The following is a 25844-nucleotide window of genomic DNA, read 5'->3' on the forward strand; positions in this document are numbered from 1 at the left end:
GAATTCAACCGCTGTCCGGGCGCGAGCGCACACTCTTCGAGGTCACGACGCGTTCACAGGCGGGCCAGGACGTCACCGAACGCCGCTTCGGCCGCACCGAGCAGCTTGAGATCGGGTCCCAGCCCGGACTTCTCGATCCGCACGCCGCCGATCGCGCGGCTGACCATGCTGCGCCCGCGCACCTGTGCACCGACCCGTGCGACGGCCGCATCGGGCAGCGCGGTGAACAGATCGCCCAGCACCACCAGTTCGGGGCCGAGGATGTTGACGACGTTGACCAGACCGAGGGTGAGCCAATCCAGGTAGTCGCGCAACGCGGGCTCCCAGTTGTCCTGGAGCGCACGCAGTTCGGCCACGATCACCCCGCGTGGACCATAGCCGGGCAGGCCCAGCGCGCGGCACAGCGCCGCCTCGCCGACCTCGGTCTCCCAGCAGCCGGTATTGCCGCAGTGGCACGGGCGGCCGTCGGGGCGCACGCTCATATGGCCGATCTCGCCCAGATAGCCCGCGGCCCCGCGCAACAGCGCACCCTGCGCGATCAGTCCGCCGCCCACCCCCACATCGGCGGAGACGAACACGGTGTCGTTCGCACCGCGACCCGCACCGCGCACATGTTCTGCCAGCGCACCGAATTCGGCGTCGTTGCCCACCACCACGGGTAGCTCCAGCACCGTACTCAATCGCTTGCCCAGGGCCACCTCGGACCACCCGAGATCGACCGCCGCGTGCACGAGCCCGTCGGCGCGGCGCACCACACCCGGCACCGACACCCCCACCGCCATGGGCGAGATCCCGAGGTCGCCGGTGAGCAGTGCCGCGGACTCGGCGACATGGGTGATCACCTCTTCCGGTTCCCGTTGCCGCCCATGCAGATTCCAGCTGTTGCGGCCCAGGATCTGGCCGCCGAATCCGATGACCGCGATCGCGGCCCGTTCGGCCTGCACGTCGACCGCCAGCACCGCGGCCGCGTGCGGCTGCGGCAGCACCAGCAGTGAGGGCCTGCCCGCGCCCCGGGCCAGGCGCGGCACGCGCTCCTCGATCAGCCCGCCCGCGGCGAGCCCGTCCACCAGCATCTTGATGGTGGAACGATTCAGGCCCAGGGCGGCGGCCAGCGCCGCGCGCGTGGCCGGGCCCCCGGTATGCAGCAGGCGCAGGAGGCTCGACCGGTTGAAGCGGCGCACCTCGTCCGGTCGGGCGACGGTCATGGAGAAAGCAATACCACTACCGCGCGGGCCACCGCGGCCCCGCCCGGCACGGGTACGCCCGCCCTCATCGCCGTGCCACCGCCGTACGACGGCGGGACAGGGCGTCGACGGTCGCCGCCAGCAGCAGCACCAGACCGGTCACGATGGACACCACCGCGGCCGGCTGACTCAGCAGACCGAGCCCGTTGGACACCACCGCCAGCACCGCGCCGCCGATCACCGCGTCGGCCACCCGGCCCTTGCCGCCGAACAGCGAGGTGCCGCCGATCACGGCCGCGCCGACCGCGAACAGCAGGGTGTTGAGCCCGCCCGCCTGCGGATCCACCGAGCCCACCTTGGACGAGTAGACGATCGCGCCGACGGCGGCGCACGCCGAGCAGATGACGAAAACGCTTGCCCGCAAACGGGTTACGTTGATACCCGCCCGACGCGCGGCCTCGGCGTTGCCGCCGACCGCGCAGATGTGCCTGCCGTAGGTCGTGCGAGTCAGCACGTACGTACCGGCCACCAGCAGGACCAGCACGATCGGGACCACGTAGGGCACACCGGAGATCTCGATCAGCTCACTCGGTGAGCGATTCATGGTCAGCAGGGCCGTCACGCCGATCGCGAAGACGCCGAGCGCCAGCACCTTCGCGACCACCAGCGGCGTGGGCGGGGTCACGAGCCCGCGCCGTCGCCGCAGCAGCTGCCCGCCCAGGGTGACCGCCGCGTAGCCGCCCGCCGCCACCACGCACAGCGCCCAGCTGCCCACCGTGGACAGGTTGCCGTTGGCCACCTTGTCCAGCACGGGTGAGGAGCTGATGCCCAGCACCCCGCCCTCGCCGATGAGCTGGAGGATGACCCCCTGCCAGGTCAGGAACAGGGCCAGGGTGACGACGAAGGACGGCATCCCGATCTTCGCGATGAGAAAGCCGGTGACACAGCCGATTCCGACGCCGACGCAGACCGCCAGCACCATCTCCACCCACGGGTTCGCGGCCAGCCCGAGCACCGTGATCAGCACCCCGAGCAGCGAGAACGCGACCCCGGGCCAGATCCGCAGCAGACCGGCCAGCAGCGCCGCGAGCACCAGCATGGCGATGAACAGGAAGAACACGGTGGATCCCATGCCCGAGAGCAGGTTTCCGTTCTCCACGTAGTGCATGGCCAGCACCGCGCCCGCCACCCCCGAGGCGGTGCCCGCCGAGAGGTCGATCTCGCCGATGAGCAGCACGAACACGATGCCGATCGCGATGATCGTCTGGCCCGCGCCCTGGGCGAGCAGGTTGGCGATGTTGTTGAGCGAGAGGAAGACATCGGACAGGACCGAGAACAGGACCACCAGCGCCACCAGACCCAGCAGCGCGGGCAGCGAGCCGATCTCCCCGGCGCGCAGGCGCGCGAGATAGTCGCGCACGGCCTCCGCCGTGGACAGGGTGGTGGTGTCTATCCCGAAATCGGCGACCGCCGAATCCGTCTTGCGCAGGGTCACCGAACCCTGTTCCGCCGCTTGTTCGTTCACAGCGCCACCGCCTCGGGCCGAGCCAGGCCGAGATCGCCGGAGCGACCCGCGGTGATCAATTCGACCACCTGGGCATGGGTGACCTCCGCGGTCCGCACCTGCGCGGCCGTGCGGCCCAGGTACAGCACCGCGATGCGATCGGCGACCTCGAAGACGTCGGCCAGATTGTGGCTGATCAGCACCACGCCCAGACCCTGTTCGGCCAAGCGCCGCACCAGATCCAGCACCTGCCTGGTCTGGGCCACGCCGAGGGCGGCGGTGGGCTCGTCCAGCAGCACCAGCTCGCTGTTCCACAGCACCGCCTTGGCGATGGCCACGGTCTGCCGCTGCCCGCCCGACAGGGCCGCCACCGGCGTGCGCACCGATTTCACGGTGCGCACGCCCAGCGAAGCGAGCGTGCGCCGCGCCGCCTCCTCCATACTCGCCTCGTCCAGCAGCCACGGTCTCCCGCGTTCGCGGCCCAGGAACATGTTGGCCACGATGTCGAGATTGTCGGCCAGGGCCAGATCCTGGTAGACGACCTCGATGCCCAGTGCGGCAGCGTCTTTGGGCGCTTTCACCTGGACCGGCTCGCCCCGGAAGCGAATCTCTCCGGAGTCGGCCGGGTGGATGCCCGCGACGCATTTCACGAGTGTGGATTTGCCCGCGCCGTTGTCGCCGACCAGCGCGGTCACCTCCCCCGCCGGCACGGCGAAGTCCACATCATGGAGTACGTGCACCGGGCCGAAACTCTTGTTCAGACCGGTGATTCGGAGTAGCGGCTCGGTCACGTCGTGCTTCCTTGTCAGCGAGCGATGGCCGGAACTAGGAGATGCCGAGTTCGGCGCAGGCGGCCTGCAGATCCCCGCCGCAGATATCGGCGGGCTTGACGAATCCGGCGTCGGTCACCTGTTTGACCTCGGCGCGGGTCACGGTCTGCGGGGTCAGCAGCACCGATTTCACCGTGCGCTTGCCCTTGGGATCCTGACTCACCGCCTGCGCCAGCGCGTCCGCGCCCGCGGTGTCGCCCTTGGCCAGGGCCACGGCGAGTTTCGCGGCGGCCTGGGCCTCGTCGCGGATCGGCTTGAACACCGTCATGTACTGGTCCCCGCGCAGAATCGCTTTGAGGCCGTCGGCGGTGGCGTCCTGGCCGGTGACCGGCACCTTGCCGTTGAGACCGTTCTTCTTGAGCACGGTGATCACCGCGCCCGCGAGGCCGTCGTTGGCGGCGACCACGCCGTCCACCTTGCCGCCGTTGCCGGTCAGGATCTGCTCGAAGGTGCTGCCGCCCTTCTGATTGTCCCAGCCGTCGATGGCCTGGCTGCGCACGAGCTTCAGCGCGCCCGAGTCGTACAGCGGACGCAACGCCTTCTGTTGCCCCTCATGGAACAGAGTCGCGTTGTTGTCCGTCGGCGCGCCCTCGATCTCGACGACCTGGGCGCCCGGCTTGTCCTTCAGGGCGGTGATCAGCGCCTGGCCCTGGAGCTCGCCCACCCGCACGTTGTCGAAAGACACGTAGTAGTCCGAGGATCCGCCGAGATTGAGGCGGTCGTAGTCGATGGTGGGGATGCCGGCGCGCTTGGCCTTGGCGGCCACCGCGCCGCCGACCTCGCTGTTGATCGAGGCGATGATGAGCACCTTGACGCCCTTGGCGATCATGCCGTCGGCGAGGGTGCTGAACTTCTGCACGTCGCCCTGCGCGTTCTGCACGTCGGCATCGAAACCCTCTGCGCGCAAGGCAGATTGGAGCATGGGTTTATCGAAGGATTCCCAGCGGGCGGAGGTGGCGGTCTCGGGCAGGATGACGCCCACGGTGCCGTTGGCGCCGCCGCCGGACGGTGATTCGGGGGTGTCGTCGGAGCTGGAATTGGAGCCGCAGGCCGAGACGGTGAGCACCCCGGCCAGCGCCAGGGCGAAGAACGCGTGTTTGCGGCGGGCTCGGGAACGGCCCGGATACAACTGCGGGAGCGGGGTTTTCGACCTCATCAGGGTGACCCTTTCGAGCGGCGGCCACCGGATTGCGGCCGTGCGCGAGCTATATGTTGTGGGCAACAACATATGCGAACGGGGTCACCCCGACGGGGCGATTCGACGAATCAGGGCAGCAGAACAACCTTCCCACCGGCGTGTCCGCCGATGACGAACCGGTGCGCGTCGGCGGCCTCGGCCAGCGGATAGGTCGCGCTGATCACCAGATCCAGCTTTCCGGCGGCGGTCAGCGGGATCAGTTCGCGCCAGGCGTCATTGCGGATCTCGGTCCCCGGGTCCGCGCCCGGTCCGCCGCCCAATGCCTGGAAGCCGGACTCCGCGGCGCGGCCGAAGGCGACGATGGTGGCAATGCGGGAGCGATCGGCGACCAGCTCGAGCGAGACGTCCACGGCTTCGTCGGTGCCCGCGGTGTCGATCGCGGCACTGACGCCCCGGGGCGCCAGTTCGCGGACGCGATCGGCCAATCCCGGTCCGTACGCGACCGGTTCGACGCCGTAGGCGCGCAGCCGGTCGTGCCGCGCGGGCGAGGCGGTGCCGATGACCCGTGCCCCGCGCGCCACCGCGAGCTGCGCGGCCAGCGAACCGACACTGCCCGCGGCGCCGTGCACCAGCACGGTGTCACCGGGACCGACGGCGGTGGCGGTGAGCAGATGAACGGCGGTGCCACCGACCACGAGCAAACCGCTCGCGACCTCCCAGCCGATTTCCAGCGGCTTGGGCACGACCCGGTCGGCGCGCACGGTCACCGCGGTGGCGTACGCGCCCCCGCGCACGATCACCTCGTCCCCGACCCGCACCGGACCCGCGGGCCCGACCGCGTCCGGACCGACCGCGGTCACCACCCCGGACGACTCCGAGCCGAGCCGGATCGGCAGGGCGCTCGAATCGGTGCCGAACGCGCCGCTGTAGCGCTTGTAGTCGAAGGGGTTCACGCCCGCCGCACGAATCTCGACGCTGACCTCGCCCGGGCCCGGATCGGGAAGTTCGATCTCCAGCGGGGCCAGTACCTCGGGGCCACCGTAGGCGGTGGCGACGATAGCGATTGTCATACCTCAACGTAGCGCCGCCCCGCGGCAATCGATTCCCCGCACACCGGTGGGCCGCCCGGAAATCCGGACGGCCCACCCGCGGCCACGCGCACCCGGTGCGCCACCGCCGAGGCCGTGCATCACGGCTCGCTCAGCGGCTGCCCGTCACAGCTTGCTCAGCGGCGACTTGTCGTTCGAGCCCGAAACCGCCTTGTAGAGCAGGTACAGGCCGAACACCACCAGGCTGATCATGAGGATCGGGAACAGACCCTTGATCAGCGCACCGATGATGGCGAGCGCGATCCAGACGACCGCGACGACGCCGATGATCTTCCACAACATGGTGAATCCTCCCGGAGATGTCTCCGAACCGCCGTCAGCGCGATCCGACAACATCCATACTGGCCGCCCACCAACCGAAAAGCACCAGGTCACACCCGATATCCGGGAAAGTTCAGGGTTCCCACCCACACCCCCTGACCCGGCCCAGATCCCGATCGAGGGGCCGGACTCGACGGACCGACCCACAGCCCGTCCACCGGAGGACGCGGGCGATGCGGGCGCCTGAGCACCCCGAGCCCAGCGGGCCGGGGGGATCAGGGGCCGGCGCGGAAGCGGCCGTCGGCCAGCTCGGTCAGGGCCTGGGCCCAGCCGTCGAGGCGGTCGGCGGCATCGCGCAGGTGCAGGGTGGCCCAGCCGAGATCGTCGGCGAGCGGGGCGCTTTCGGGGACCGCGAGGACGCGCGCCGCGGCGGCGACCATGCCCTCGAATTCGAGCACGCCGCCGTCCAGGCGCACCGAGACCGCGGTGATGTGCTCGCCCAGTGGGGAATTGCGCGGGCCGAGCGCACCCGCGGCGTTCTCCATGGCGACCACGTCGGCGGCCAGCGCGTGCAGGGCGGCCGCGCCCGAGGCGGCGGTGTCGACGGTGTCGGTGAGGTCGTCGGCGAGCAGGCGCTGGGATTTGGCGATCTGGCCGATCAGGCCGTGCAGCGCGCGTTCGGCGCGCACCAGCCGGGCGATGGAGGCCCGGGCGGCCGAACGCGCGGGTGGCAGCTTGCGCGGAACGAACGCGGCCTGCGGCAGCGGTTCCTTGCGCAGTTGCAGATAGCGGCGGGTGGTCACCGCGGCGCCGGTCACCAGTGCGACCGCTCCGCCGCCGACCACGATCACCGCCCAGGCCGGGGCCGAAATCAACACCAGCCCAACGGTCCCCGCGGTGGTCAATCCCGAGGCGGTGCCGAGCCGGAAGCTGCGCCGGCGCGAGCGCCTGCGCCTGCGCAGCTCGCGCTCACGCGGATCGGCCCACTTGCGCACGGCGACCAGCGCCTGCTCCCCCACCCCGCGCAGGGTGTCGGGCAGCCGCTGCGCCAGCTCCTCCGGCTCGACGCCGGTGGGAGCCAGGAAGTCTCGAGCCGCCTGCGTGGCCCGCTCACGCCTGCCGCGCTTGCCACCGACAGCGGCACCCGCGTCGAGCCCGTATCGCGCGCCGGCCGGAGGCGCGTCGCGCCCGGGATCGGCCGCTGGAGGCCATGCCCGGGCGGCATCACCCGCGCCGGGTCCTTCACCGAAGCGCGGGCGGACGTCGCCGAACGACACCTGTGGCTCGGAATACCCGGCGGCGGCCGACGGGTACGCCGGTGCGGGCGGAGTCCGGTACGTGCCGCCCTGCGGCGGACCGCCCGCCGGTACGGAACCGCGGTCGGCCGGGGCCTGCCCTGCGCTCGCGTTCCTGTCCCGCGAACGACGCTCGCGAGCGGCGGGGTCCCCTCGCCGGCCCGTCACGGGGGCGGGACCGTGGGTGGCCTCGGGTCCGGGCCGACGCTGCCGGTCGGCGGTGTCCGCACCCGGCGGAGCGTGCGGCGGGCGCGCGGCCCGCGCGGCGGGCCGCTCCGGCGGATGCGCATAATCGCTTGCCGTGGAAGGGTTTTCGGGATCGAAGCCGGCGGGATAGCGACGAGTGGGGGTCGCGCCGGGGTGCGTGAGTGGTTCGGTCGGATGGGCCGGGGCGGGGACGTGCGCCTGGTCCGGCGCCGGAGCGGATGCGCCGTCAGCGGAGACGTGCGCGGAACCCGGCGCGGGCGAGTCGCTTTCGCGAGCGGGCGCCTGCGCGGCGGGCGAATTGGCTTCCAGCAGGGTCGGGAAGCCGGGGATGGGGGCCGGAGCCTTCTTCGTGCGGGTCAGGCGGGGAAAACGCGCAGGGGAGGTCGCGGGGTCCTTGTCGGCCCGCGATCTCCCCATCACTCCAACGCCTTTCGGTGCCGCGCCTGCCTACTGCTGGGCGGCCTGGCCCTTGTTGATCTGCGGCTGCGCCGCGGCCGGGTTCGGGACGGCCTGCTGGTCGCCGCCGGCGGGCAGCGCGTCACCGCGCATCGAGGCGCGGATCTGCTCCAGACGGCTGTGACCGGCCATCTGGATGCTCGCCTGCTGTACTTCCATCATGCGGCCCTGCACCGAGTTCTGCGCCAACTCGGCCGAACCGAGCGCGTTGGCGTAGCGGCGCTCGATCTTCTCGCGGACCGCGTCCAGGCTCGGGGTGGAGCCGGGGGCGGACAGGGTCGAATCCATCTGCTGCAGCGAGGCGGACACCTGTTCCTGCATCTTGGCCTGCTCGAGCTGGGACAGCAGCTTGGTGCGCTCGGCGACCTTCTGCTGCAGCAGCATGGCGTTCTGCTCGACGGCCTTCTTGGCCTGCGCGGCCGCCTGCAGCGACTGGTCGTGCAGCACCTTCAGATCCTCGACGGACTGCTCCGCGGTGACCAGCTGCGCCGCGAACGCCTCGGCGGCGTTGGTGTACTGGATCGCCTTCTCGGTGTCGCCCGCGCCCGACGCCTGATCGGCCAGCAGAACCGCCTGGCGCGCATTGGCATTGAGCTTCTCGACCTCGTCCAGCTGGCGGTTGAGCTTCATCTCCAGCTGGCGCTGGTTACCGATCACCGACGCCGCCTGCTGCGACAGGGCCTGATGCTGCCGCTGGGCCTCCTCGATAGCCTGCTGGATCTGAACCTTCGGATCCGCATGCTCCTCGATCTTGGAATCGAAGAGGGCCATCAGGTACTTCCAGGCCTTCACGAACGGATTAGCCATCGATTGATCCCGCCTCCATCTGACATGCCGCGCGCTGCCGCGCGGCATAGTGCGCGACCGTCACGCACCCGGTTGTCCCTACTTCTCCACTGCGCGGCAGCGACCCGAGAACTCGCGGCCGCGCGACGCCTCCGGCACGAAGCCTACAGAGAATTTATCCCTTTCGGCTCCAGCGCACATCGTTCACTTCGCGGCCACCAGCACCAGTCGGTCCGACTTGGGGGCCGGAATGACGATGCGGGGGCCGAAACCGCCGTCCCCGCGACGGGCCGACCCACCCTTGCGGGCGGTCGAAATCTTGGCATTCGCCGAGGCAGCGGGGGTCTTGGCACCGGCGGCGACCGGTTCGGCCCGGCGTGCGGCACCCGCAGGAGCGGGCGTCGCGGCCGCGGACAGCGATTCGGCCGGGGTCTTGCGACCCTGGGCCCGATCGGCGTCGGCCATGGCGGCGCTCACATCGAAAAGCACCTGTGACAGCGGCAGATCCAGGGCCTGGCAGATGGCCGCCAGCAGCTCACTGGACGCTTCCTTGCGCCCGCGTTCCACCTCCGACAGGTAGCCCAGGCTCACTCGCGCGGAGGTGGAGACCTCACGCAAGGTCCGGCTCTGGGCGACACGAGCACGCCGCAGGCTTTCCCCGATCGCTTCTCGCAGCAGCGTCATCTCGTTCTCCTCACACTCGTCTCGCCGGACCCAGCGTTTGACTGGACAACGCCCGGCGTCGGGCTTGCGTTCCCGGCTTTGCTCACCCGCCCCGAATACTCCGGACGAGCTCGGTGATCGCCGCACGGACCGCGCCCACCCTGATCGTCCACCGGTCGCCCGACAGTTTCAACCGGATGACCGCGGTACCGTCCGGACCCGCCAGTCCGAGAAACACAGTTCCGACCTCGCGACCGTCCTGCGGATCGGGGCCCGCGACACCGGTGAGCCCCACTCCCCAGTCCGCGCCGCAGCGCAGTCTGGCCCCGACGGCCAGCTGTTCGGCGGTACTCGCGGCAACCGGGCCATCGCTGGTGAGAGTATCGGTACTCACACCGGCAAGGTCGTGTTTCAGATCGGTGGCGTACACGATCAGCCCACCCCGCAACACCGCGCTCGCGCCCGGAATTCCCGCGATGGCGGCGGCCAGCAACCCCGCGGTGAGCGATTCGGCGGTGGCGACGGTGAGCCGGGCGGCGGTCAGCGCCGCGACCAGATCGGCGGCGGGCACGGCGGAGGTGAGTGGATCGAACGATCCGGGATTCGGGGCCGAGTCGAGCTCAGGCCGCACGGCTGCCGCCGGGCGAACCGAACCAGAGCCGGGCCGCCTGGACCACGTAGTCGAGGCCGGTGACCACGGTCAGCGCCACGGCCAGATACATCAAAGACATTCCGGCGGACTCGAACCCGCCGGACAGCGGCAGCAACAGCACCGCGATCGCGACCGACTGCACCAGCGTCTTGAGCTTGCCGCCGCGCCCGGCGGGAATGACGCCGCGGCGCACCACGGCCAGGCGGAGCAGGGTCACGCCCAGTTCGCGGGCCACGATCACGATCGTCATCCACCAGGGCAGATCGCCCAGCATGGACAGGCCGATCAGGGCGGCCCCGATCAGCGCCTTGTCGGCGATCGGGTCCGCGAGCTTGCCGAAGTCGGTGACCAGGCCGTACTTGCGGGCCAGCTGACCGTCGATGCGGTCGGTGATGGCCGCGATGCCGAACAGCGCGGCCGCACCCCAGCGCCAGCGCGGATCGTGCCCGTCGCCGGCGAACAGCGCGGCCAGGAAGATCGGAACGAGCACGATGCGCAGCACCGTCAGCACATTGGCGATGTTCATCAGCGGGACCGCCGCCGGCTCTACCGCGCCCGGTTCGGTCCGGGGAGCCGGGGCAAATCCGGATCTCGCTGGAGCGGCATCTGCCCAGCGACCTTCCACCTCATCGCGCTGCACCGTCACCAGCACCCCCACCGGCCGCGGCAGCGGCCATGGTTCCCGGAGTTATCCGGTATCGGAAGGGGTTGGAAGTACGACACACCCCAAGCCTATCGGTACGCGGGCCGACTACTGTGCACCCCATGACAACACGGGCACCCCACAGCGGTTCTGCGGACGGAACGACGGCCTCGGCGCCGCTCGTCCGTCGCGCCCGAGCCTCTGATGTGCCCGGCATCAAACGCCTGATCGACTTCTACGCGGGCAAGATCCTGCTGGAGAAGAACCTGGTCACGCTGTACGAGTCGATCCAGGAGTTCTGGGTCGCCGAACGCGACGGCGAACTGATCGGGTGCGGCGCGCTGCATGTGCTGTGGGCGGATCTGGGCGAGGTGCGCACAGTCGCGGTGCGGCCCGACATCAAGGGCACCGGGGCCGGGCACCTGCTGGTACGGCAGCTGATCGAGGTCGCGCGCGAGCTCGCGCTGTCCCGGCTGTTCGTGCTGACCTTCGAGGTGGACTTCTTCGCCCGGCACGGTTTCGCCGAGATCGAGGGGACCCCCGTGACCGCCGAGGTCTACGAGGAGATGTGCCGTTCGTACGACGAGGGCATCGCGGAGTTCCTCGATCTGAGCTTCGTGAAGCCGAATACGCTCGGCAACACCCGAATGCTGTTGACCCTCTGAACTATTCGTTCCCACAGAGCCATTCGACCGAGAAAGCGACACCCGTGCCGATCTTCGCCGTCCACTACGTCTACACCGACGCCACCGCCGCCGCGCGCCTGGAGAACCGTCCCGAGCATCGTGCCTGGCTCAACAACCTGGTCGATCAGGGCACGATCCTGACCAGCGGCCCCTACCCCGACGGCACCGGCGCGCTGATCCTGTTCCGGGCGGAGAGCCTGCAGTTCGTCACCGACCTGCTGCCGCAGGACCCGTTCGCGAAGCTCGGGCTGATCGAGGACAAGCGGGCCGTGGAATGGCTGCCCGTCATGGGCGTGTTCTCGGAGGAGTAGGCGGAGTCGGCGCGGGTTACCGCCGCGAGGTGCGGTGTCATCGGGCGATACGCGCGGTGATCGCCGGTCGGATGCGGCGGCCCGAGGCGATGCGGCCCGTCAGCTCGCCGCCATTTCCTCGATCATGTCGTCGATGGTCGACCGGCCGGGCGACCAGCCGAGTTCGGCCAGGGCCTTGGCGGGATCGCTGATCAGGGCCGCGGGTTCGGCGGCGGGCGGCCCGTGCACCACGGGCACCGCCAGTCCCGTCACCCGCTCGACCGCCGCGACCACGTCGAGAACGCTTGTGCCCCGGCCGCTTCCGATGTTGTACCGGGTGCACTCCCCCGCCGCGGGGACCCGTTCCAGGCAGGCCGCGAACGCGGCGGCCGCGTCCCGGACGTGCAGGTAGTCACGCACCGCGGTGCCGTCGCCGTTGATTCGCAACGCCGATCGTTCGCGGGCGGCGGCCAGCGTCCGGGGTAGCAGCCGCGTCGGGTCCGGGTCGGCACCGCCGGCCACATTGAGCAGCCGCACCACGATCGCGCCCAGCGCCCCGGCCCGGGCTTGCGCCTCGATCGCGTATTCGGCGGCGAGCTTGCTGCTCGCGTAGGGATGCGGCGGCGCGTCGGGACAGTCCTCGCCCATGGGCTGACGCTCCGGCGTGCCGTAGATGGCCCCGGTGGACGCGAAGACCAGGCGCTCGACGCCCGCGCCCGCCATGGCCTCCAGCAGCGCGACGGTGCCCTCGGTGTTGACCCGGAAGAACGGCAGCGGGTCGGTCACCGACTCCCGGGCGCGGGCCAGTCCCGCCAGATGGCACACCGCGTCGACGCCATCGACGGCCGCCCGCAGCGCTGCGGCATCGGCCAGGTCCGCGTACCGGGTCTCCCCCGCCCCGGCGATCTCCCCGGATCCCGCTCGGACCATAGCTATCGGCGTATGCCCGGCGACGGCGAGCTTTCGCACGACCTCGCGCCCCAGGTATCCCGCCGCGCCGGTCACCAGTATTCGCACGCCGCAACCCTTGCAGGCGGGAACGGTCCCGCCGATGCCGGGTGGGGGTCGCGGTGCTGCGGGATCGGCAGCGCCGCGTCATCGGCCCGCGCGGGCGAGTCGCCGCGACCCGGCTCAGGACGCGCGGCGGCGGTGGTCGGCGACGTGCACCTGGGTGGCGCACCGGGTGGAGCAGAACCGGCGCCTGCCGTTCCTGGAGGTGTCCACGAACACGATGTCGCAGGACTCGCGGGCGCAGCAGCCGATCCGCGTCGGCGTCTCGCAGAACAGGGCGGCCAGGCCGAAGGCGGTGTACGCCTTGACGCGCTCGTCGACGGGCGCGGTCTCCTGCGAGTAGTGCAGATGCGGACTCCTGCCGTCATGGGTCGAGATGTACGGGCGGCTGGTGGTTTTGGCCAGCAGCGCGTTGAGCAGCTCGACCGAGGGCGCGCGGAACACCGCGTCGAGTTCCCGTATCCAGCGCCGGAGTTCGACCTCCTGCGCGGGGGTGACGGGCACGAAGGGCCGGTAGTCGGACTCGATCAGCAGCTGCGTCAGGTCCTGGTCCTGCGGCGCGTTGACCAACCGGACGGCGAGCTCGACCGCCGCGCCGCCGTAAGGGTTGAAATGCACTAGCCCATTACATCAGGCTGGCCACATGACCGCCACCTGCCCCGCCTGCTCCTGGCCCGCCCCGGCCCTCGTGTCCACGCACGGTAGTGTCCGCTACCTGCGATGCGTCTGCGGCAAGTGGTTGATAGAGGAGCACGACGCCGTGCTCGCGACCGCGGGCCGCAGCACCCTCACCGAGCCGGAGTCCGACGGCGCGCCCGCCCGCTCGACAATCCGCGCTACCACCCAGCCGACCACGATCACCGCCACCGACCCCGGCCGCGGCAGCGCCTCGGGGTCGGGTGGTCGCACCGTCGCCGAGAGATAGGCCGCGCTGCAGCCGGGCCGACCGCTCGCCGGCACCGACCGCTGCCGCGGCAGCACCCGGCCGGGCAGCCACACCATCACCGAGGGACAGGCGACGCTGCTGACGACTCGACAATCCGCACTACCACCGGGCCGACCACCATCGCCGGCACCGAGCTCGGCCGCGGCGGCTGCGCCTCCGGGTCGGGTGGTCGCACCGTCGCCGAGAGATAGGCGGCGCTGCCGACCCGCGGCCGGTACGTGCGGCACGACCAGCCGGCGGGCCGCACGGGCGAGCAGCTCGAAAGGCACCGTCACCTTGGTCGATCGGCGGCACCTTCGCGACCGTGCGCAGCACCACCGAGAGGCGAACCCGCGCGAATCCTCATGCGGCACCGGCACGTAGCGACGGAGCCGCCGTGAGGCCCTTGTCGTTCGAATCCCAGCGGGGGAACCGCAGCCGGTCGTGCCAGGGGGCGACGCGCTCGAACGCGGCGGCCAGGGTCAGGACCGTGTCGTCGCGGAAGCGGCGGCTCGCGATCTGAAGGCCGACCGGGAAGCCGTCGGGGGTCAGGCCCGCGGGGACCGAGATGGCCGGGCCGCCGGTGTAATTGAAGGGGTGCGTCAGGCACCAGCCCAGGACCGGGTCCACGGGGTCGCCGTCGATCTCGGTCGGGCCGACGGTCCAGCCGTCGGCGGCGTTGGGCACGGCGGCCACGCCCGTCGTGGGGGTGATGATCGCGTCGTAGTTCTCGAGGACCGCGGCGAGTGCGTCGAAGATCGCGGTGCGCAGGAACTGGTCGCGCCGGGTGTCGGCGACGGAGAAGGACTCGGCGCGGTCGGCGGCGGCCCGCAGCTGCGGTGGCAGGTTCTCCCAGGACACCGCGCGCAGGTCGAGGCCGGAGTCGCGGAAGGTCTCGATGAGGCCGATCATCGCCGAGCCGGTGTAGCGCAGCCAGAGATCGGTGACCTCGGTGTGCGCGGCGGGCAGGGCGAACTCGGGCTGTTCGACCACGACGCCCGCGGATTCGAGGGTGCGAGCGGCGGTCTCGATGACGGCGGCGACATCGGCGGCCACCGGAAACCCGCCGAGGGTGGGCAGATAGGCGACGCGCAGGCCCGCGGCCGGGGTGAACAGGGCCTCGCGGTAGGAGCGCGCCGGGAGCGGCACGCTGCCCGGGTCGCGGGCGTCGAAGCCGGCCATGGCCTCGAACATGAGCACGCAGTCCTCGACCGTGCGCGTCAGCGGGCCGTTGCCCATGAACGGATTGAAGGCGAAGAACGCGTCGGGCCGGACCACGCCGGCCAGCAGTCCGTAGCTGGGCTTGAGCCCGACCACGCCGCACAGCGCGGCCGGGATGCGCACCGAGCCGCCGCCGTCTGAGCCCTGGGCCAGTGCGCACAGACCGGCGGCGACCGCTGCGGCGCTGCCGCCCGAGGAGCCGCCCGCGTTGTGATCGGCCGCGAACGGGGTGCCGGTCGGCCCGAACAGGCGGTTGTCGGTGGTGGCCTTGTGCCCGAACTCGGGGGTGTTCGTCTTGCCGAGGATGATCGCCCCGAGCCGCTGCAGCCGCTGGACGTGCGGCGCGGTCTCCTCGGGGAGATAGCCGGCGAACTCCTTGACGCCGAAGGTGTTCGGCACGCCCTGCTGGAAGTCGAACAAATCCTTGATCGCGATCGGGACGCCGTGCAGCGGCCCGCGCAACCGGCCTTCGCTCAGCTCGCGCTCGGCCGTCTTCGCCTCCTCGCGCGCGGTGTCGGCCGAGACGCTGACGTAGGCGTTGAGTTCGGGGTTCACCGCGTCGATGCGCGCGAGGTACGCCTCGACCACCTCCACCGGCGATACGCGCCGGCCGCGGATCCGCTGTGCGAGCTCGGCGGCGGGGAGCAGGACCAGATCTGAGTCACAGAAATCGGACATGCTCACACACGCTATCTCTGAAACATGCTGAAGATGAAGGGTATTCAGGTTAATACTAGTCGAATATGTTGCAACACAAGCACTTCGGATGCACTAAACCCGCAGCGTGCGGGGGGTTTCCGAGCCCAGTTAACATGGATGTCATATTTTCGAATTTAAATTCCATCGGTTGACGGACCTCTCCGCCTCGTCTAACGTCGGCTTCGGATTTCAATCCCCACATTGCATCTCCGACGCAGCAGTGCAGTTTCGTGGCGAAGTCTTCAGTTCCGTTTGGGGGGACCAACGGGAGTAGTAGTCGATGAATTCAGCGTCAATTCAGTCCGCCGCATTCGAAAACTGGATCGAGCTGCTGGGCGAACGTGCCACCACGAATGGCGAGGAAGCAGCATTCGAATTTCTCGACGACGGGGGCCGTGCGTCCGAAGCACTCACCTATCGCGAACTCGACCAGCGCGCGAAGGCGCTGGCACACCATCTGAACAGCACATATTCACCCGGAGATCGAGCGCTGCTGCTGCATCCGCCGGGTCTCGAATATGTCATCTCGTTCTACGCCTGCCTGTACGCCGGCGTGATCGCAGTACCACTCTTTCCACCCCAACGCGCACGCTTGGATCACATCGACGAAGTAGCTCGCGACTGCGCGGCGAGCGTGGTCATCAGCACCTCGGCAATACTGTCCGGAATGCGCGAAGCGCCGCGAGAGACATATCTCGAAGGTCTTCCACGAATTGCCTCGGATTCTTTCGAGGCCGCCCCGGATTCAATTTCCGAATTCACTCCACACGCTTTCGACATCGCCTATCTGCAATACACATCGGGTTCCACCTCGGCCCCGAAGGGCGTCATCATCACCCATCGGATGATGCTCCAGCAGTGCGCGGAACTGGCGTACACCTGGGGCATCGACACCGACAGCACGGTGGTCTCCTGGCTGCCGCATTTCCATGACTTCGGCCAGGTCAGCGGCGTGCTGCTGCCCGTGTACAGCGGCATCCGAGCCGTACTGATGGCACCCGCCACCTTCGTCAAGAATCCGATCCGCTGGCTCGACGCGGTGACCACCTATCGCGGAACGCACAGTGGCTCACCGAATTTCGCGTTCGACCTGTGCGCGGACAAAACCACCCCCGAACAACGAGCCGCGCTCGACCTGAGCTCCTGGCGCATGGTCAGCAATGGCGCCGAGCCGGTGCGCAGGGCGACGCTCGACCGTTTCCAGGAGACATTCCTGCCGCACGGCCTGCCACCCACCGCGGTGACCCCGGGCTACGGATTGGCCGAGGCCACCCTGAAATTGGCCTCGGGCACCTCGGCCGCGCCCTACGTCGCGACCCGTTTCGACAACGAGGCGCTGGGCCGGCGCAAGGTGGTTCCGGGCGGCATGTCGCCCGCGACCGAGCTCGTCGCCTGCGGGACCTCCACGCTGCCCACCGAAATCGCCATCGTCACACCGGAATCCGGCGTGCGGGTGCCGGACGGCGAGATCGGTGAGATCTGGGCCAGCGGCCCGATCGTCGCGCCGGGCTACTGGAACAGGGACGAGGAGAGCGCCGCGGTCTTCCGCGCTCGTGTCACCGGGGCCGACGACGGCCGCACGTACCTGCGCACCGGAGACCTGGGCTTCTTCCATCGGGGCGAGCTCTACATCTGCGGTCGTATCAAGAACCTGATGATCGTCAACGGCGTCAACTATTACCTCGAGGATCTCGAGGCCACGGTGGTGAACTGCGACGAATCCCTGCGCGCCGGGGCGGTTCTCGCGTTCGCGGTCGAACGCGCGGGCCAGGAGAGCCTGGTGGTGGCGGCCGAGCCACGAGCCGGCGATCTCGACCCCGAACGTCTGGTCGCGACCGTCCACGACGCCGTCGCACGCACGCACGGCATCGCGCCGAGCGCGATCGTGCTCATCACCGAGGGCACGGTGCCCCGGACCACCAGCGGCAAGCTCCGCCGGCAGCAATGTCGAACCGATTACCTCGCGGGTGCGCTCAGCGAGGTCTACCGATGGGAGGCCGACATGGCTTCGGAAACCAACACTGTCGCCGAAACAAATACCGCCACAACCGAATCCGGCTCGTCGGGGATGCCCTCGATGCGCGCGCTCGTGCAGCAGGGCCTGCTCTCCGCGACCCGGGACTGGTTCGCCGAACACCCGGGCGACCGCGAACTCGACGAGTCCCGTTCGCTCTCCGAACTCGGGCTGGCCTCCCTGGACCAGATGACCCTGCACGAACACCTGGAGTCCTGGTCCGGCAAGCGTTTCCCGCCGGAACTCATGTGGGACGCGACCTCGATCGCGACGATGATCGAGGCGATCGCCGGGCACATCACCGCCGCGGACACCTCGGTGGGGGCACGCTGACATGAGGCTCAAATCCGCCGTCGCCGGCCTACCCTCGCGCACGGTCACCAATGCCGACATCACCGCCCTCATCGCCGAGCACAGCGCGGCCGGATTCACCGGCGATCTCGACGACGCGCTGCGCAAGGTGGACTACTACCTCAAGTACGCGGGCTCGGAATCGCGCCAGTGGCTGGACGAGGGCGAGCGTCCCATCGACCTGCTGCGCACGGCCACGAACAAGGCCCTGGAACAGGCCGGTGTCCGGCATCAGGATGTGGATCTGCTGATCTACACCGGCATCGGGCGCGGCTTCATCGAACCGGGCGGGGCCTACCACTCGGCCGCGGCCATCGGCCTGGACAACGCGCACTGCTTCGACATCCTCGACGCCTGTATGAGCTGGACGCGGGCGGTACAGGTCACCGAATCCCTGTTCCGCACCGGGCAGTACCGCACCGCGCTGATCGTCAACGCGGAGTTCAACCTGCGCTCGGGCGGGGTGGTGTTCCCGCACCTGTTCCACATCCCGAAGGTGGAGGCGCTGGAGTCGATCTTCCCCGCCTACACCCTGGGCGAGGCGGCGACCGCCACCGTGCTCACCGCCGAGGACCACGAGCCGTGGGAGTTCCGCTTCGCCTCGCGGCCCGATCTGGCGCCGCTGTGCAACGTGACCCTCGAGGGTTACGAGGGCTTCTGCGATCCGTCGGACAAGCTGGCCGCGAACGGCGTCGGGTTCTTCACCTCCTACGGCTTCGAGATGCACGAGCACGCCGAGGACGGGTTCACTGTGTTCGAGCGGCTCGACCCGCCGGTCGACGAGGTGAAGGCACTGTTCACGCACGCCTCCAGCAAGCGCTACTGGCAGGGCATGGCGGACAAGGTCGGGCTGGGCTCGGCCATCCACCATGTCTTCGACAAGACCGGGAACGTGGTGTCCGCGTCCGTGCCCGCCGCCATCGCCTCCGCGCTCGAGCAGGACCTGGTGCGCCCCGGCGACCGGGCCGTCGGCTGGGTCGGCAGCGCCGGAATGTCTTTCGGCGCTTTCACTTTCGTTTTCTGACGCGCGATCGGATCAGGTGGTTTCCAGTGTTCAGACATCTAGCCAAGGCCACCGCGTACACCGCGCTGGGGGCGGCCGAGTACTCGGTGGGATCGATCCTGCGCAAGAGCACCGGCGCCGAGCAGCGGCGGGCCGACGCCATCCTGGCGTTCCTGCTCCGCATGGGCCCCATCTACATCAAGATGGGCCAGATCGCCGCCACCCGGTCGGATCTGCTGCCGCCGTCCTGGGTCGACACCCTGCGGGTGCTGCAGGATCAGGCCCCGCACATGGGCCCGGCCGAATCACGCGCGGCGCTGGAGCGGGAGTTGGGCGGACCGCTCGAATCCACCTTCCGCTCCATCGATCTCGTCCCGATCGCCAGCGCCTCGGTGGCGCAGGTGCACATCGGCGAGCTGCCCGACGGGCGCAAGGTCGCGGTGAAGCTGGTCAAGAACACCGTGCCCGAGCAGATCGACCAGAGCCTGACCGCCATCGGCTCGCTGGTGAAGCTGGTGGACCGGGCCACCCCGCAGGTGCGCGACCTCGGCCTGCCCGATCGCTTCGCCGAGGTGGCGCGGCTGCTGCGCCCCCAGGCCGACATGACCTACGAGGCCCGCCAGCAGCAGCGCATCCACAAGAACTTCAAGTCCCATCCCTACGTGCTGGTGCCGTCGGTGATTCCGGAGCTGGTCACCCGGCGCATGCTGGTGATGGAATTCATGGAGGGCATCCCCGGAAAGCTCTCGCGCACGGTCGATTTCCCCGGAGATCAACTCGCGCGCCGGCTGCAGGACGTCATCTACACCATGCTCTACATGCACGGCGTCTGCCACGGCGACCCGCATCCGGGCAATGTGCTGTTCACCCCCGACGGCAAGCTGGTGCTGCTGGACTACGGCGTCACCGTCGAGCTGACCGAGGACGAGAAGTGGGGGCTGTCGTCGTTCTACTACGCCTGCACCCGCAAGGAATGGGACATCGCGATCGACCGCTTCACGCGGTACTTCGTGATCGCCGGGGACAAGCTGGAACGCGAACGCGCGGCCTACGACGCGCAGATGGCCGAGGTGCTCAAGTTCCACTTCGACGTCAGCTCCAGCCAGTGGTCCACCATCTCGTACTTCAACGACGTGAACGCGATTCTGCGCCAGTATGATTCGCGGTACACGACGAACTTCACGAAGGTCGAGCTGGTCTTCCTGTCGTGCGAGGGCTTCGCGACCCAGATCGATCCGACGATCGACATCTGGGCCAACGCCCGCAAGTTCACCGACCGCTATTCGCCCTACATGAACGCGGAGGTGGAGCGGCGCTTCGCGGTCGACTTCGGGCGGCAGATGCCGGCTTCGCTGGAACTGCGTGACCGCGCTCGCGATACGCTCGTCGCGCCGACCCATATCGACCGGTACTTCTTCCCCAGCGGTTTCCCGGTATTCGTGTCCGAGGCCGCCGGCGGCAGTGTCACCGACTACGACGGCAACCAGTACATCGATCTGTCCGGCGGCTACGGCCCGCATCTGCTCGGCTACGCGCACCCGGCGATCAACACGGCCATCACCGAGGGCACGGCCCGCGGGCTGGTCAACGGCATCGGCAATCGCGCGGAGATCGAACTGGCCGAACTGCTCGTGGACGCGTTCCCGGCGGCGGACAAAGCGCTGCTGTGCAATTCGGGCACCGAGGCCATCCAGTTCGCCATCCGCATGGCCCGCGGGTACCGGCGCAAGACCGTGGTCGCCAAGTTCGAGGGCCACTATCACGGCTTCTCCGATCAGGGCATGGTGAGCTCCTGGTTCCGGTTCGCCGGCGACAAGGACCGGCCCGACCCGGTGGCCGGATCGCAGGGCGTCGATCCCGGCGCGGTGGCCAATACCGTTGTGCTGCAATACGGCGACATCGCCGGGCTGGCGCGGCTGCGCGAGCACGCGGACGAGCTGGCCTGCGTCCTGCTCGAGCCCATGCCCACCTCGGTGGTCGCCCTGCACCGGGACTTCCTGGTCGAATTGCGGCGGCTGTGCACCGAACTCGGCATTCCGCTGATCTTCGACGAGGTGGTCTCCGGGTTCCGCGTCGCCTACGGCGGGGTGCAGGTCATGGCCGACATCCACCCCGACATCACCTGTCTGGGCAAGGTCATCGGCGGCGGGCTGCCGTGTGGCGCGGTGATCGGCGAGGCCCGCTTCATCGACATGGCCAAGAGCTCGCAGGATCCGTACTACGACTACGAGAACAAGGTTTTCGCGGGCGGCACGCTCAGCGGGAACTCGCTCACCTGCGCGGCCGGTCTCGGCGCGCTGCGGTACCTGCGCGACAACCAGCACATCTACACCACGCTGGAGGAGAACACGCAGCGGCTGGCGGACATGATGCGCGAGGCGGCCGGTCAGCGTGAGGTCGCGTGCCGGATCAACGCCCGCAACTCCATCTTCTCGCTCAATTTCAGTCACCGCGAGGCGGGGCTGTACCGGGAACGCATGGCGGGCAGCAACTTCAAGGCCACGATCGCGCTGGCGTACTACATGCGCAAGCACCAGGTCTATCTGCCGGAACTGCACAGCTTCCTGATCAGCGCCGCGCACACCATCGAAGACCTCGACCAGGTGGCGCACGCGTTCGAGAAGAGCCTCGACGAGATGCTCGCCGACCAGCTCTTCGTGGTCTGACCCGCAGCACCGCCCTTCTTCACCCGAATTTCGAAGGAACGCAATGAACTTCATGGTCAGAGAACGCGAGACGACGGAGCGTTTCCTACCCGGGCTCGACGCCAAGCTCGCCGGCATGCCGCTGGAGCTGCTGGAGTCCGCCGACACCCCGACCCTGGCGCTGTTCCGCGACGCGGGCGGCACCGGACTGCTCATCGCCGCCGAACGCGGCGGCAGCGGCGCGAATCTGGTCGACGCCGTCCGGGTGCACCGGGCGCTCGGCGCACGGTCGCCCTCGCTGGCCATCGCGGTGAACATGCACTCGTGCACGGTCGCCGCCATGCCGCCGGGACCGGCCGGCGACATGATGCTGGACATGGTCGCCCAGGCCCGGCTGTACCTGGCTTCGGCCTTCGCCGAGGGGATTCCGGGCGCGAGCGTCGTCACCCCGAAGCTGCACGGCGAGCGCGTCGCGGGCGGCTGGAAGATCAGCGGCAGCAAGAAGCCGTGCAGCCTGTCCAAGTCGATGGACATCCTGACCGCGAGCGTGCGGCTGCGACCGGACGGCGAAGACGCGGATCAGCTCGCGCTGGCCGTCATTCCCGCGGCCTCCCCCGGCCTCGAGGTGCGACCGCTGCCCGGCACCGCGATCTTCCCCGGCTCGGAGACCCACGAGGTGCTGCTCACCGACGTCGAGGTCGCCGACGAGGCGATCTCGTTCTTCGGCACCTCCGACGACACCCTCAACGACGCACTCGGCGCGGCCTGGCTGACCTTCAGCGTGCTCGTCTCGGCCTGCTACCTGGGCATGGCCAGCGGCCTGGTGGAGCGGGTGCTCGACGGCCGCAAGGGCACCGCGGCCGAGCGCATGACCATGGTCGGCGATCTGGACACCGCCATGGCGGCCGTCGAAGCCATCGCGGCCGAAATCGCCGGGGGCGCCGTCGATCCCGTCACGGTGGCGCGGGCGCTGCACCTGCGCTTCGCCACCCAGCGGGTCATCGAGCGCACCTCCGGGCTGGCGACCGAACTGCTCGGCGGCATCGCCTTCATGACCGGTGACTCCGCGCAGCTCTACACCGGATGCCGGGCGCTGGCCTTCCATCCGCCGTCGCGCCTGAACATCGCCGAGCCGCTGGACCGGTTCGTGGCCGGCGAGCCGCTGATCGTCGCCTGACCGGCAGTGCCGCAGCACAGGATTCGAGGTTCACACCCCATGACCATCGACGTCGGGAACGCGGTCGTCCAGATCGGGCGCGGCCCCACCGGCACCGCACTGGCCCGGCAGCTGCTGCCGGGAATGCCGCCCGGATCCCGCTATGTCGTCATCGATCGGGATCCGGCGTCGCCGCGCCTGGCGTTCGGTTCGCCGGAGCCGACGCATCTGATCAACACGCGCGCCGCGAAATCCAGTTTGAGCCTGGGAGATCCGGACGAGTACGAGCGCTGGGTCACCGAACAGGCCGCGGCGGCGGGCGAATCGGTCACCGAGTTCCCGGCCAGGTACTGGTTCGGGCGCTATGTGCGCGACATGTTCGACCAGGCCGTGAAGGAGGCGACGGCGGCCGGGGTCACGGTCGACGTCGTCACCGACGAGGTGATCGGCGTGCGCCCGGGCGCGGGCGTGCGCTGGCAGGTGGAATGCGCGGGCGGGCAGGTCTTCCCGGCCGACCGGGTGGTCGTCGGGATCGGCATGCTGCCGCAGCCGGACCCTTACCCCGAGATCATCGGTGCGGCCGGATATTTCACCGATCCATGGCAGCTTCCGGAGATCGCGCCCGATGCCCGGGTCGCGGTGCTGGGCACCCGGCTCACGGCGGTCGACACCGCGCTGACCCTGGCCGCGCGCGGGCACACCGGCCCGGTGCTGCTCGCCTCGCGATCGGGCCGCCTGCCCCGGTTGCGCGGTTCGGAGAGCACCGCGCCCATTCCGCATATCGAAGCGTGCCTGGGCCGGGCCGCGGCGGCGGGCGCGTTGCGGCTCGAGGATTTCGGGCGCGCGCTGATGGCCGACATCGAGGCCGCATCCGCCGAACCGGTGGACTGGAACGAGGTACGCGACGGCGGCCCGACCACCCGCGAACTGCTGGCCCGGGAACTGGCCGAGGTCGACGCCGGCATCGAACGCGGCTGGCAGCGGATCGTGAACGGGGCCTCCCCCACGCTGCTGCCCGCCTGGCAGCTCCTGGTCGAACCGGATCGGGCGGAGTTCTTCGAGAAATGGCTCACGCCGCTGCTGGTGCACGGCGCGCCCATTCCGGCCGAGACCGCCCGCCGGCTGGTCGCGGCCATGGACGCCGGGCGGCTGCGGGTGGCCGACGGGCTGTGCGAGGTCCGGCACACCGATGACGGCTTCGCGATACACCACGGCGGCACAATCGAATTCGCCGACGTGGTGATCAACGCGACCGGCGCGGGCACCGACGTCGCGGCGCTGCGGACCCAGCCGCTGCTGGCCGGGCTGCTCGACGCCGGACTGCTCAGCGCGCACCCGCTGGGCGGCGTGCACGTGAACGTCTCGACCTTCGAAGCGCTCGACGCCGCCGGGGACCCGGTACCCGGCCTGCACATCCTCGGCGACCTGATCCGGGGCGCGGTACTCGTGACCAACGACGTCATCGCGCTGTCCTTCCAAGCTGTGCTGCTCGCCACCGCCCTGCGCACGAACGACGAAGAAGGAGTGCGACTGTCATGACCACGACGCCGGCGCGGGCCAAGGGCCCGGTTCTCGCGGTGCTCTGCCTGTGCGTCATCGCGATCTACATGGACGCGATGATCGTCAATCTCGCCCTGCCCAGCCTGGTGCGCGAATTGGGTTCCAGCACCAGCGGATTGCAGTGGATCGTGGACGCCTACGCGCTCACGTTCGCGGCCCTGGTGCTGGTGGCGGGCAGCCTGGGCGACCGGTTCGGCCGCCGCGGCATCCTGCTCGCCGGGCTGGTGGTGTTCACCGTCGCGACCGGGGCGGGCGCGCTGTGCGACAGCACCGCGCAGTTGATCGCGGCGCGCACGGTGATGGGCGTCGGCGCGGCCATGATCTACCCGTCGACGCTGTCGATCCTCACCACCGTGTTCGTCGAGCGCAAGGAGCGCGCGGCGGCGATCGGGGTGTGGGGCGCGGTATCGGGCATCGGCGTGGTGCTCGGCCCGATCGTGGGCGGGCTGCTGCTGGACCACTTCTGGTGGGGCAGTGTGTTCGTCGTCGTGGTGCCCGTCGGCGTGGTGTGCCTGGTGCTGGTCGCGCTGCTGGTGCCCGATTCCCGGGATCCGCAGGGCCGCGGGCTCGATCTGCCCGGTCTGGCGCTGTCCACGGCCGGACTCGGCGTGCTCGTCTACACGATCATCGAAGCGCCGGAACAGGGTTGGCTCTCCGGGCGCACGCTGCTCGGTTTCGCCGCCGCGGTGCTGTTGCTGACCGGACTGGTCTGGCGCGAACTGACGGCCCGCGCGCCGATGCTCGACGTGCGACTGTTCGGCAATCTCCGGTTCTCGGCGGCCTGCGGCATCATCACCATCACGTTCTTCACGCTGAACGGCTTCACCTTCCTGGTGACGCAGTACTTCCAGTTCCTCAAGTCGTACACCCCGCTGGGTGCGGGCGTACGGCTCATCCCGGTGGCCGTGGCGATCATCATCGGCTCGGTGCTCGGCGGCAAGCTGACCGTCAAGCTCGGTACCCGCGCCGTGGTCACGGCCGGACTGATCCTGATGGGAATCGCCTACGCCTGGTTCTCCTTCGACGACGCGGCGACCGGCTACCCGATCATCGCGGCGCAGATGGTGGTGATCGGGCTCGGCATCGGCGCGGTGGCCATCCCGGCCACCGAATCGATCATGGGCGTGGTGCCGGCCGCCAAGGCCGGCGTCGGTTCCGCCATGAACGACGCCACCCGGCTGCTCGGCGGCGCGCTGGGCATCGCCGTGGTCGGCAGCGTGCACCACTCGCTCTACACCGGCCAACTGCCCGACGGGAGCGTGAACGGTGTTCCCGCAACTGTGCTGGAGGCCGTGCGGGATTCCGTCGGCGCGGCCCTGCAACAGGCCGCCGGGCTGGGCGGGACCGAAGCAGCCTCGGCACTGCGCACCGCCGTGCAGGACGCGTTCGTGCACGGCTTCCAGATCACCTGCCTGGTGGTGACCGCGGTGTGCGCCGTGGCCGCGGTGATCGCCGCCGCGCTGCTGCCCGCCACACCACCGCCAACGCCGGTGACCTCCGACGACCCCGAAATCGATCTGACGGATGCCAACCGGCCATGAGCCGCACACACTCC

General features: G+C 69.7%; 23 protein-coding genes. 9 read left to right on the forward strand and 14 right to left on the reverse strand.

Annotated features, from left to right (window positions below):
* Nucleotides 1-53 precede the first annotated feature (53 nt).
* From ACFVBH_RS07965 to pgsA, 11 genes are all read right to left on the reverse strand, one after another.
* Nucleotides 54-1205: an ROK family protein gene (locus tag ACFVBH_RS07965; RefSeq protein ID WP_354987144.1), complete on the reverse strand. Its 1152-nt coding sequence runs from the start codon at nucleotides 1203-1205 to the stop codon at nucleotides 54-56.
* Between the two features lie 64 nt (nucleotides 1206-1269).
* A complete protein-coding gene (locus ACFVBH_RS07970) occupies nucleotides 1270-2709 on the reverse strand; it encodes a sugar ABC transporter permease (RefSeq protein ID WP_379000778.1) in 1440 nt (479 codons plus the stop codon).
* Nucleotides 2706-3479 (reverse strand): ATP-binding cassette domain-containing protein, encoded by a 774-nt coding sequence (locus tag ACFVBH_RS07975; protein ID WP_379000780.1) that lies wholly within the window; start codon nucleotides 3477-3479, stop codon nucleotides 2706-2708. Before ACFVBH_RS07975 ends, ACFVBH_RS07970 begins: the two co-directional genes overlap by 4 nt.
* A gap of 34 nt (nucleotides 3480-3513) precedes the next feature.
* Complete coding sequence (locus tag ACFVBH_RS07980; RefSeq protein ID WP_379000782.1) at nucleotides 3514-4674, reverse strand: sugar ABC transporter substrate-binding protein; 1161 nt, start codon at nucleotides 4672-4674, stop codon at nucleotides 3514-3516.
* 110 nt (nucleotides 4675-4784) lie between these two features.
* Entirely contained in the window at nucleotides 4785-5726 is a 942-nt protein-coding gene (locus ACFVBH_RS07985) for a zinc-binding alcohol dehydrogenase family protein (RefSeq protein ID WP_379000784.1), read from the reverse strand.
* A gap of 144 nt (nucleotides 5727-5870) precedes the next feature.
* Nucleotides 5871-6047 carry a hypothetical protein gene (locus ACFVBH_RS07990; RefSeq protein ID WP_354987139.1) on the reverse strand — a complete coding sequence of 59 codons (177 nt, stop codon included), beginning with the start codon at nucleotides 6045-6047 and terminating at the stop codon, nucleotides 5871-5873.
* Nucleotides 6048-6301: 254 nt separating this feature from the next.
* The gene (locus ACFVBH_RS07995) at nucleotides 6302-7945 is read right to left on the reverse strand and encodes a hypothetical protein (protein ID WP_379000786.1); all 1644 of its coding nucleotides are present in this window, start codon (nucleotides 7943-7945) and stop codon (nucleotides 6302-6304) included.
* Between the two features lie 30 nt (nucleotides 7946-7975).
* Complete coding sequence (locus ACFVBH_RS08000; protein WP_379000788.1) at nucleotides 7976-8791, reverse strand: PspA/IM30 family protein; 816 nt, start codon at nucleotides 8789-8791, stop codon at nucleotides 7976-7978.
* A 183-nt stretch (nucleotides 8792-8974) separates the two neighbouring features.
* A complete protein-coding gene (locus tag ACFVBH_RS08005; protein ID WP_354987137.1) occupies nucleotides 8975-9454 on the reverse strand; it encodes a helix-turn-helix transcriptional regulator in 480 nt (159 codons plus the stop codon).
* Between the two features lie 82 nt (nucleotides 9455-9536).
* On the reverse strand, nucleotides 9537-10064 hold the full coding sequence (locus ACFVBH_RS08010; RefSeq protein ID WP_379000790.1) for a CinA family protein: 528 nt from the start codon (nucleotides 10062-10064) through the stop codon (nucleotides 9537-9539).
* Nucleotides 10054-10731 (reverse strand): CDP-diacylglycerol--glycerol-3-phosphate 3-phosphatidyltransferase, encoded by a 678-nt coding sequence (gene pgsA, locus ACFVBH_RS08015; RefSeq protein ID WP_379000793.1) that lies wholly within the window; start codon nucleotides 10729-10731, stop codon nucleotides 10054-10056. Before pgsA ends, ACFVBH_RS08010 begins: the two co-directional genes overlap by 11 nt.
* A 119-nt stretch (nucleotides 10732-10850) precedes the next feature.
* On the opposite strand from pgsA, the gene ACFVBH_RS08020 reads away from it, so the two are divergent.
* Both ACFVBH_RS08020 and ACFVBH_RS08025 read left to right on the forward strand, forming a co-directional pair.
* The gene (locus tag ACFVBH_RS08020) at nucleotides 10851-11393 is read left to right on the forward strand and encodes an amino-acid N-acetyltransferase (protein WP_354987135.1); all 543 of its coding nucleotides are present in this window, start codon (nucleotides 10851-10853) and stop codon (nucleotides 11391-11393) included.
* 44 nt (nucleotides 11394-11437) lie between these two features.
* Nucleotides 11438-11725, forward strand: a complete 288-nt coding sequence (locus tag ACFVBH_RS08025; protein WP_379000795.1) for a YciI family protein — start codon at nucleotides 11438-11440, stop codon at nucleotides 11723-11725.
* Nucleotides 11726-11824: 99 nt separating this feature from the next.
* Here the strand turns inward: ACFVBH_RS08025 and ACFVBH_RS08030 are convergent, their stop codons facing one another.
* Both ACFVBH_RS08030 and ACFVBH_RS08035 read right to left on the reverse strand, forming a co-directional pair.
* The gene (locus tag ACFVBH_RS08030; RefSeq protein ID WP_379000797.1) at nucleotides 11825-12721 is read right to left on the reverse strand and encodes an NAD-dependent epimerase/dehydratase family protein; all 897 of its coding nucleotides are present in this window, start codon (nucleotides 12719-12721) and stop codon (nucleotides 11825-11827) included.
* 114 nt (nucleotides 12722-12835) lie between these two features.
* A complete protein-coding gene (locus tag ACFVBH_RS08035; RefSeq protein ID WP_379000799.1) occupies nucleotides 12836-13333 on the reverse strand; it encodes a CGNR zinc finger domain-containing protein in 498 nt (165 codons plus the stop codon).
* 25 nt (nucleotides 13334-13358) lie between these two features.
* Between ACFVBH_RS08035 and ACFVBH_RS08040 the strand changes: the two genes are divergently transcribed.
* On the forward strand, nucleotides 13359-13640 hold the full coding sequence (locus ACFVBH_RS08040) for a hypothetical protein (RefSeq protein WP_379000801.1): 282 nt from the start codon (nucleotides 13359-13361) through the stop codon (nucleotides 13638-13640).
* Between the two features lie 363 nt (nucleotides 13641-14003).
* Here ACFVBH_RS08040 and ACFVBH_RS08045 read toward each other — a convergent pair whose 3' ends face one another.
* Nucleotides 14004-15539, reverse strand: a complete 1536-nt coding sequence (locus ACFVBH_RS08045; RefSeq protein ID WP_379000803.1) for an amidase — start codon at nucleotides 15537-15539, stop codon at nucleotides 14004-14006.
* A gap of 301 nt (nucleotides 15540-15840) precedes the next feature.
* Between ACFVBH_RS08045 and ACFVBH_RS08050 the strand changes: the two genes are divergently transcribed.
* Genes ACFVBH_RS08050 through ACFVBH_RS08075 form a run of 6 tightly spaced genes read left to right on the forward strand, consistent with a single transcriptional unit; the run spans nucleotide 15841 to nucleotide 25830 of the window.
* Nucleotides 15841-17907, forward strand: coding sequence for an AMP-binding protein (locus ACFVBH_RS08050; RefSeq protein WP_379000805.1), 2067 nt, complete (start codon nucleotides 15841-15843; stop codon nucleotides 17905-17907).
* 1 nt (nucleotide 17908) lies between these two features.
* Complete coding sequence (locus tag ACFVBH_RS08055) at nucleotides 17909-18949, forward strand: 3-oxoacyl-[acyl-carrier-protein] synthase III C-terminal domain-containing protein (RefSeq protein WP_379000807.1); 1041 nt, start codon at nucleotides 17909-17911, stop codon at nucleotides 18947-18949.
* Nucleotides 18950-18975: 26 nt separating this feature from the next.
* The gene (locus ACFVBH_RS08060; protein WP_379000809.1) at nucleotides 18976-21594 is read left to right on the forward strand and encodes an aminotransferase class III-fold pyridoxal phosphate-dependent enzyme; all 2619 of its coding nucleotides are present in this window, start codon (nucleotides 18976-18978) and stop codon (nucleotides 21592-21594) included.
* Between the two features lie 43 nt (nucleotides 21595-21637).
* The gene (locus tag ACFVBH_RS08065; protein WP_354987126.1) at nucleotides 21638-22750 is read left to right on the forward strand and encodes an acyl-CoA dehydrogenase family protein; all 1113 of its coding nucleotides are present in this window, start codon (nucleotides 21638-21640) and stop codon (nucleotides 22748-22750) included.
* Nucleotides 22751-22789: 39 nt separating this feature from the next.
* Complete coding sequence (locus ACFVBH_RS08070) at nucleotides 22790-24268, forward strand: FAD/NAD(P)-binding protein (RefSeq protein WP_379000811.1); 1479 nt, start codon at nucleotides 22790-22792, stop codon at nucleotides 24266-24268.
* Nucleotides 24265-25830 (forward strand): MFS transporter, encoded by a 1566-nt coding sequence (locus ACFVBH_RS08075; protein WP_379000813.1) that lies wholly within the window; start codon nucleotides 24265-24267, stop codon nucleotides 25828-25830. Before ACFVBH_RS08070 ends, ACFVBH_RS08075 begins: the two co-directional genes overlap by 4 nt.
* Nucleotides 25831-25844: the final 14 nt, after the last annotated feature.

Origin of the sequence: Nocardia sp. NPDC057668 (genome assembly GCF_042799795.1) — a bacterium.
In the GTDB taxonomy this organism is placed as follows: Bacteria; Actinomycetota; Actinomycetes; order Mycobacteriales; family Mycobacteriaceae; genus Nocardia.

Excerpts from the sequence above, each read along its gene's own strand:
- ACFVBH_RS07965 (WP_354987144.1), bottom strand. The coding sequence starts at position 1,205 with ATGACCGTCGCCCGACCGGACGAGGTGCGCCGCTTCAACCGGTCGAGC.
- ACFVBH_RS07980 (WP_379000782.1), bottom strand. The coding sequence starts at position 4,674 with ATGAGGTCGAAAACCCCGCTCCCGCAGTTGTATCCGGGCCGTTCCCGA.
- ACFVBH_RS07985 (WP_379000784.1), bottom strand. The coding sequence starts at position 5,726 with ATGACAATCGCTATCGTCGCCACCGCCTACGGTGGCCCCGAGGTACTG.
- ACFVBH_RS07990 (WP_354987139.1), bottom strand. The coding sequence starts at position 6,047 with ATGTTGTGGAAGATCATCGGCGTCGTCGCGGTCGTCTGGATCGCGCTC.
- ACFVBH_RS07995 (WP_379000786.1), bottom strand. The coding sequence starts at position 7,945 with ATGGGGAGATCGCGGGCCGACAAGGACCCCGCGACCTCCCCTGCGCGT.
- ACFVBH_RS08000 (WP_379000788.1), bottom strand. The coding sequence starts at position 8,791 with ATGGCTAATCCGTTCGTGAAGGCCTGGAAGTACCTGATGGCCCTCTTC.
- ACFVBH_RS08005 (WP_354987137.1), bottom strand. The coding sequence starts at position 9,454 with ATGACGCTGCTGCGAGAAGCGATCGGGGAAAGCCTGCGGCGTGCTCGT.
- ACFVBH_RS08020 (WP_354987135.1), top strand. The coding sequence starts at position 10,851 with ATGACAACACGGGCACCCCACAGCGGTTCTGCGGACGGAACGACGGCC.
- ACFVBH_RS08040 (WP_379000801.1), top strand. The coding sequence starts at position 13,359 with ATGACCGCCACCTGCCCCGCCTGCTCCTGGCCCGCCCCGGCCCTCGTG.
- ACFVBH_RS08045 (WP_379000803.1), bottom strand. The coding sequence starts at position 15,539 with ATGTCCGATTTCTGTGACTCAGATCTGGTCCTGCTCCCCGCCGCCGAG.
- ACFVBH_RS08050 (WP_379000805.1), top strand. The coding sequence starts at position 15,841 with ATGAATTCAGCGTCAATTCAGTCCGCCGCATTCGAAAACTGGATCGAG.
- ACFVBH_RS08055 (WP_379000807.1), top strand. The coding sequence starts at position 17,909 with ATGAGGCTCAAATCCGCCGTCGCCGGCCTACCCTCGCGCACGGTCACC.
- ACFVBH_RS08065 (WP_354987126.1), top strand. The coding sequence starts at position 21,638 with ATGAACTTCATGGTCAGAGAACGCGAGACGACGGAGCGTTTCCTACCC.
- ACFVBH_RS08070 (WP_379000811.1), top strand. The coding sequence starts at position 22,790 with ATGACCATCGACGTCGGGAACGCGGTCGTCCAGATCGGGCGCGGCCCC.
- ACFVBH_RS08075 (WP_379000813.1), top strand. The coding sequence starts at position 24,265 with ATGACCACGACGCCGGCGCGGGCCAAGGGCCCGGTTCTCGCGGTGCTC.